We start from the raw sequence: 5,211 nt of genomic DNA on the forward strand, positions 1-5,211 counted from the left end.
GGTCTCTACGTGTATATTAACCTTATTCCTCTCTTTGGTTCTTTATGATTAATTTATCTAATTTAGTGAAATGCTAAGTTAAGACGTGTATAATTAATTGCTTTGGCAAGTGATTATTTGGAAAATTCCTTCGGAATTTTCTCGCGTTCGTTTTTGTTTACTAAATTAGTTGCTGAAACACGCAACTTTCCTTATACATAAACGTTATGCGCAAGTTAAAAAAGCAACAAAACCTGCATCGGACTTTTAGGATTGACCTAGATATTAAAGCGTCGGATTTGATAACATCGTAACTGATTTTTAAGACATCTGACTTAAAAAAAATAAAAACGCGGACTTTCAGCTTTGCCCAAAGCTAGTTTAAATATCAAAAATTAAGCATTGCCAAAAGTTCGTTCTGATTGAATAAAATAAAAAAAGTCAAAAAAAGGCCCTAATGAAAATTGTAGCTTTTTCACTAAAACTGTTGAATATAAACAGCGGATAATTAAAATTTTGAATAATACGTCGGATTATGAATATACCGTTAAAAACAATAAAAAACCTGCGCATAACAATGTATAAAAATAATTGCTATTTTTAGACTAAACTAAGTTAGTTGCGCGTTTGTTTGCTTCTGATTTTCCTTCGGAAAATCCTCGCGCACACAAACGCAACTATTATTATACGCGAACGTTACCACACATTTAAAAAAAACATCGTGCTTCAATGAAAATACTGATTTTTATTTTAATAATTACATTGAATTTCTCTTGTGCCCAATCCCAAGAAAATCAAATCGACAGAACAAGAATCAAGGAAGATTTGAATGAAATTTTGACAGATATTTCCCAAAGCTATATTTATCTTGATGAGAAAAATGTGGATTTGGATTGTATCCGAGAACATTATGAAAGCCAAATCGAAAACTTAAATACAGAAGAAGAAACAGTACTTTTTTTCGAGTATTTATTAGATGAATTTTATGATAGTCATTTGATTTTAAACACAAACCGTAACTCATCATTTCGTTTGTTTTCGCCAATTTATATTAAAATTGAGAACGGAAAAGCAGTAATCTCAAATGTTTGGCAAACTCAAATCGAAAATATTGACCAAAATCTAATTGGAGCAGAAGTCAAAAAAATCAATGGATTGACTTTCGGCAAAGCAATTGAGCAATTTCCAACGCATTGTAATGACAAAAAATCTAAAATAGTTCGAGAATGGATTGCAAATAAAATTTTGGCAGGTCGTTATAATGAACCAAGAGTTTTGAGCCTAAAATTGACCGATAATAAAACTATCGAATTTGACTTGGATAAAGTCAAATTCAAGAAAGATGACGGACTTTTAAACACAACGACACAAAACGGAATTGGAATTATTAGATTAAACAATTCGTTAGGAAATAACGGATTGATAAACGAGTTTGATAAATCGCTCAACCAAATGGAAAACACAAAAGGGCTAATAATAGATTTGAGAAATACAGTTGATGGCGGAAATTCTTATGTTGCTCGTGGAATTTTAAGTAGATTTATCACAGAACAAAAACCATATCAAAAACATTGGACAATTGAACAATATGATGGAAATACGAAAGTCGAAAGAAGTTGGGTTGAGTACGTAAGTCCGAGAGAAAGACAATATAAAAAGCCAGTTGTTATTTTAGTTGGTCGTTGGACTGGAAGTATGGGCGAAGGACTTGCAATCGGGTTTGAAGGAATGGAAAGAGCCGAAATCGTAGGTTCGGAAATGGAAAGATTGGCTGGCGAAATGAACGGATTTTCGTTTATAAATCAAAAATTTGGCTATCGCCTATCGACAGCAAAACTTTATCATATAAATGGAACGCCAAGAGAAAAATATGTGCCGACAAATTATGTAACGCAAACGACAACAGAAAATGACGAAACCCTTGCAAAAGGAATTGAATTAATTAACGAGATTGCGGAATAAAAACGTGTGGTAACAATGTATAACCGCAATTACGGCGGATTCGACTACGTCCGAATCCACTCGGAATTGCTAACGTCAGTGCTTAACCGAAAATCATTAACTTTAAAACCGTAACTGACGTTTATACTAGACCGTTGGCAACAAGCTGAAAAATGACACAAGAAAAAAATAAAAACATCGGAATTAGATTAGCGTCAATGCTTTTAGACCATTTCATTATGACTTTTGGAATTGTAATAATTGCATTTATTCTCGTCGGAATTGGATATTTAGTTGTCGGAAATCCTTCTGATTCTGATTTACCTGAATGGTTTGTGATTATTCCGATATTTCTCGGATTAATGATTTTCTCTGTCTATTTCAACAAAGACGCAATTAAAGGAAAAAGTCCTGCCAAAAGAATTCTTGGACTTGTAATAGTTGACAATAAAACAGGAGAAATAGCAAATCCAATTAAGTCAGTTGTTAGAAATATAACATTAGTTTTTTGGCCAATAGAAGTGATTTTTTCACTTTTCTCACCTGAACGTAGAATTGGAGATTATATAGCCGGAACTAAAGTCATTTCGGATGACAAAACTCTAAAAACTGAATTGAAAATAGGACAAATTATTTTTGCATTAATAATCGGAATTATATTTATGTTTCTGATTATGGCATTACAATTCGGAATTCAAGGAATAAGTATGATGGAATGGTAAAAGCCAGTTGCCAACACCGTATATAATTTATTGCTAGTTCTAGCCTACTTACGAAAATCCGCGAGGATTTTCTATTCGGTTTTTATTTGCTAAATTAGGTGCTTAAACACGCAACAAACCATATACAAACACGTTGGCAACAAGCTGAAAAATGAAACATGCATTGAACATATTGCTTCTGATTTTAACTTTGATTTCGTGTAAAAATCAATCGGGATTGAAAACGGAAATTGCTCAAATTCAAAAAACGGAATTGAAAAAAATAACGCAAACTGACTCAATATCTGAATTGTGGAATATTTTAGTTTTCGAAAAAGGTGGTTGTTTAGGTGGAGAACAGTATGTAAATGAAACGGAATTTAAAAGAGAAGAAAAACCACTTGTTTTCAGCGAAACGGAATGGAAAAAATTCTCGGATAACGACAAACGAAAACTGACTGAATTTCTAATTAACAAACTTTCTGACACAACGAGAACAAAAGTCCATACTTGCCCATTTTTTGGAGCAACAAACGGAGAAATGGCTGTATATTCACTTCAGCACCTTCACAAAAAGAATTGGTTCGATTTTTCGGAGTTTAAAGAATATAAAGATAAGGAATATAAAAGTGCAACTGAACAACCGCAAATGTGGTTACAGAATATATTGAATAAAGAAATCGACAGAAAAAAATTAGCAGAATTGTTTAAAAAAGAATTGAAATAATAAATGGAATTGATAACAGAAAATGGATATTATTTATCTGACCCATTTCATTATGTCGATTGGCACGCTGGACATAAATTCGAAAAACTTAATTATACGGCATTTTGGTTTTTAAAAGGAAATAAAGTGCTATTACACGGAAAATCGAACGATAAGGATTTTAATAAAGAAGAATTCAAAACTATTGGATATTATGAAGTCAAAGATGACGTAGTAAATATCACATTTCAAAAAGGCGAAAAGTTTGAAGCAAAACAAGAGATGATTTTAATTCAAAAAGGCCAAATGATGAACAAAAACGAAAGAATGTTTGACTTTGTAAAATGGAATAAATAAAAGCCAGTTGCCAACAACGTGTAAAAATAATTGCTTGGTACTTGCCTACTTGGAAATTCCTGCGGAATTTCCAATGGTTCGTTCAATTTTTAGTAAGTTAGTTGCTAAACCACGCAACTATTCTTACACAAAACCGTTGTGCAACATTAGGAAAAACGAGCAATTTTTCGGATATTTATAAAATAATTTTTATTAAAATGGCAACAGTAGATAATATACGAAATGGATTGATTGACAAGATACTGTCGATTAAAAACAAAGACTTTTTAGTAGCTCTTGATAAAATAATTACATCGAGTTCTTCGGAATCTGAAACGGTTGAATTGACCAATGAGCAAAAAATAATGCTGGAAATGAGCGAACAGGATATAAAAGACGGAAAACTAATTTCTCAAGAAGCTATGAATAAAAGGAATTTGGAATGGCTAAACGCAATATAATTTGGACACGAACAGCTGACATTCAGTTCGTGGGAATTTTAGAATATTGGGTTAAAAGAAACAAATCAAATAGCTACTCAAAAAAACTTTTGAAATTGGTTTCGGAAAGAACAAAACAGATAGCCGAGAAACCATTAATTTATAAAACAACAGATTTTAAAGATACAAGAGTAGCTTCGTTGGGGAATTTTAGTATTTACTATAAATTTAATGAAACTGAAATTATTATCACCGCTTTTTGGGACAATAGACAAAACCCGAAAAAACTTCTAAAAATATTAAAAAACAAAAAATAACGTTGCACAACAATGGCTATAAGTAATTGCTTGTTCTCGCCTACTTTGGAAATTCCGCAGGAATTTCCAACTTGGTGTGTACTTGCAAAGTTAAGTGCTAAAACACGCAACTACTCATAGCCGAGACCGTTGTATGCAATTTGAACCTATCATGAAAATTTTACTTCCTTTCATACTTTTTACATTTTTTTTATCATGCGAATGCAAAAATGAACCGATAGAACCAACAAAAATAGTTGAGTTGAACAATAAAGAAATATTCGCATTGACAGGAACACAGTATATAGTATCTGAAATTAAAGGTCCTGCAACTAATGAAAATCTAACCTTTTTAAAAGGTAAAGACTTTCAGTTCAAAAAAAGCGGATTGATTTTCTCAAATAATGTGGAGATTGGAAAGTGGAAAAATGACAGATGGATTAATTTGGACGCTGTTGAATTAAAGTTTTTAATTAATGTCGTTAGTCGAAATGAAATGAAAGTCTATTCACAATATTTTGATTGCAAAACTGAATCAATAATTGAGGAAAGTATTTATTTGACTGGAAACTTTGAATCCGAATCTGAATTTAGTAATAGAATTGACTTTTGACAATCGGAATCTAAAAATGAATAAAAAACTGCATACAACAAAGAACTGAGGTAAAAAACAAGTAAACTATTACTTATTTATTACTAAAGAGCTTCTGTAATCTACATCGTATGGCAATCTATTTTTTACAACTGCAAATGCTTGTTTTAATAACTTGTTGCACACTGCAATAAGAGCTAGTTTTTTGCTTTTGCCCTTG

7 protein-coding genes and 1 pseudogene are annotated in these 5,211 nt (G+C 31.8%); 7 read left to right on the forward strand and 1 reads right to left on the reverse strand.

The genetic code is table 11. The features are described from left to right. Nucleotides 1-708 precede the first annotated feature (708 nt). The 7 genes from CLV33_RS17290 to CLV33_RS17325 all read left to right on the forward strand — a co-directional run bounded on the left by CLV33_RS17290 (nt 709) and on the right by CLV33_RS17325 (nt 5,012). Entirely contained in the window at nt 709-1,941 is a 1,233-nt protein-coding gene (locus tag CLV33_RS17290) for a S41 family peptidase (protein WP_105474929.1), read from the forward strand. A 152-nt stretch (nt 1,942-2,093) separates the two neighbouring features. Next, nucleotides 2,094-2,642, forward strand: coding sequence for an RDD family protein (locus tag CLV33_RS17295; protein WP_105474930.1), 549 nt, complete (start codon nt 2,094-2,096; stop codon nt 2,640-2,642). A 217-nt stretch (nt 2,643-2,859) separates the two neighbouring features. Next, the gene (locus tag CLV33_RS17300) at nt 2,860-3,348 is read left to right on the forward strand and encodes a hypothetical protein (RefSeq protein ID WP_146109776.1); all 489 of its coding nucleotides are present in this window, start codon (nt 2,860-2,862) and stop codon (nt 3,346-3,348) included. 3 nt (nt 3,349-3,351) lie between these two features. Beyond that, nucleotides 3,352-3,684 carry a hypothetical protein gene (locus CLV33_RS17305; protein WP_105474932.1) on the forward strand — a complete coding sequence of 111 codons (333 nt, stop codon included), beginning with the start codon at nt 3,352-3,354 and terminating at the stop codon, nt 3,682-3,684. A gap of 197 nt (nt 3,685-3,881) precedes the next feature. After that, complete coding sequence (locus CLV33_RS17310; RefSeq protein WP_105474933.1) at nt 3,882-4,124, forward strand: hypothetical protein; 243 nt, start codon at nt 3,882-3,884, stop codon at nt 4,122-4,124. Then, nucleotides 4,106-4,420 carry a type II toxin-antitoxin system RelE/ParE family toxin gene (locus tag CLV33_RS17315; protein ID WP_105474934.1) on the forward strand — a complete coding sequence of 105 codons (315 nt, stop codon included), beginning with the start codon at nt 4,106-4,108 and terminating at the stop codon, nt 4,418-4,420. Before CLV33_RS17310 ends, CLV33_RS17315 begins: the two co-directional genes overlap by 19 nt. A 151-nt stretch (nt 4,421-4,571) precedes the next feature. After that, the gene (locus tag CLV33_RS17325; protein ID WP_146109777.1) at nt 4,572-5,012 is read left to right on the forward strand and encodes a hypothetical protein; all 441 of its coding nucleotides are present in this window, start codon (nt 4,572-4,574) and stop codon (nt 5,010-5,012) included. 69 nt (nt 5,013-5,081) lie between these two features. Here the strand turns inward: CLV33_RS17325 and CLV33_RS17760 are convergent. Then, nucleotides 5,082-5,211 (reverse strand): annotated as a pseudogene (locus CLV33_RS17760) (IS110 family transposase); the annotation flags it as partial.

This window comes from Jejuia pallidilutea, from assembly GCF_002973595.1.
Classification (GTDB): Bacteria; Bacteroidota; Bacteroidia; order Flavobacteriales; family Flavobacteriaceae; genus Jejuia; species Jejuia pallidilutea.